Here is a 1,470-nt window from a genome sequence, read left to right as displayed (position 1 = left end):
AGCCGGTTGAAGCCCCATGCGTACATGCGGTCGATTTGTCCGGGGTCGCCGATGATGCCGGTCAGGGTGCCGCCGGCGAGCATGGTGGACCACTGGTTTTGTCCGACCCAGCCGGGTGAGGCCCAGTTGGCGTCGTTGTAGGTGTTGCACCGGTTCGCGGTGTTGGGTTTGTCGACTTCGCAGGGCAGGTAGTTGAAGCCGTTGCTGGTTTGGTTGCGGCCGATGACGGTGTTCAGGGAGTTGAGCAGGTTGGTGTAGGCGGTGTCGGCCCAGCTGGCCTCTGCGGTTTGGCCGATTTTGGTGGCGATGTAGCGGTAGGAGGCGAGCATTTGCAGGGCGGAGAAGTTGGAGAACAGCCACCGTCCGGTGGAGTCGTTGTCGAAGTTTTCGGCCAGGGTGCCGTCGGCGGCGAGTTGGGAGGTGTAGCGGTTGCGGGCGATGGTGTAGAGGCTGGGCCCCCATTTACTCGCGGTGGTGGCGTCGTCGTGGAAGTACTGGTTGATGAAGGTGGTGTCGCCGGTTTGGGCGAGGTATTGGGCCCAGGCGCCCATGGTTTTCCAGACGCCGTCCCAGTACCAGTTCGCGCCGACTTCGTCGAAGGTGGTTTGTTCGGAGATCCGGGCGGTCAGTAGCAGGTTTTGCGCGTCGTGGAAGTCGCCGGTCTCGAATTTGGTGGTCAGTTCGCCGGGGACGTCGTGGTTGAGTAGCCAGGCGTAGTTGTTGGCCGCGGAGAATTCGGCCATGCCGACCTGCATCATCAGGTTGTAGATCGTGCCGGCTTTGTAGGCGTTGATCATCGCGGTGCCGGGGTTGGTCAGCCCGCCGGTGTTCGGCAGGCTGAGATCGGGGAGGGTGAGCGTGGTGGTGTCGGCGAGGCGGCTGTTCCAGTAGGTGGTCATCTGGTGGTAGGCGGTGTCGTAGCTGGGCGCGCCGGCTTGCAGGGTGCTGCCGGTGGGCAGGGTGGCGCCGGTGCCGAAGTTGTCGATCGCGACCACGAAGTCGTGGTTGCTGGTCGCCCCCGGTGCGACGGTGTCCAGGGCGGTGCTGGTCAGCCGCAGCAGGTTGGGGCCGCTACCACCCGGCGGCACGGTCACCGAGCTGGTGCCGTTGTTGGTGATCGAGACCCGGGTGTAGACCAGCACGAACGGGTTCCCGCCGATGGTCACCTTGTCCGCGAAGTCCTTGATGCTGATACCCACGGTGCCCGAGGTACGGGTGGTTTTCATCGCCGGCAGATAACCGGCGTCCTGGGTCCACTGCACCGACTGGGCGCCCGGGTTCCCGCCGTAGGTGTAAGCACTGAACGAGTACATGCCGCCGCAGATGCTCGTGCCGCCCGCGTTGTAGGTGCTGTTCACCCCCCGGGCGAAGAACGAACCCGACAGATACCCGAACGCCGGCCAATAGTTGCCGTCCCAGCCCAGCGCCGTCTGATTCGAGAAACCCTGCCCGTACGGATCAGCCGGCGTC

At 64.4% G+C, this 1,470-nt stretch carries 1 protein-coding gene; it reads right to left on the bottom strand.

All coding sequences use genetic code 11. The features are described 5' to 3' along the window. Positions 1-1,470: hypothetical protein (locus IH26_RS0152410; RefSeq protein WP_030443797.1), on the bottom strand; the 1,470-nt coding region annotated here is incomplete at both ends.

This window comes from Actinoplanes subtropicus (genome assembly GCF_000721705.1).
Taxonomy (GTDB): Bacteria; Actinomycetota; Actinomycetes; order Mycobacteriales; family Micromonosporaceae; genus Actinoplanes; species Actinoplanes subtropicus.
The sequence above is the reverse complement of the archived record's forward strand: the minus strand, read 5'-3'. Positions and strand labels throughout refer to the sequence as shown.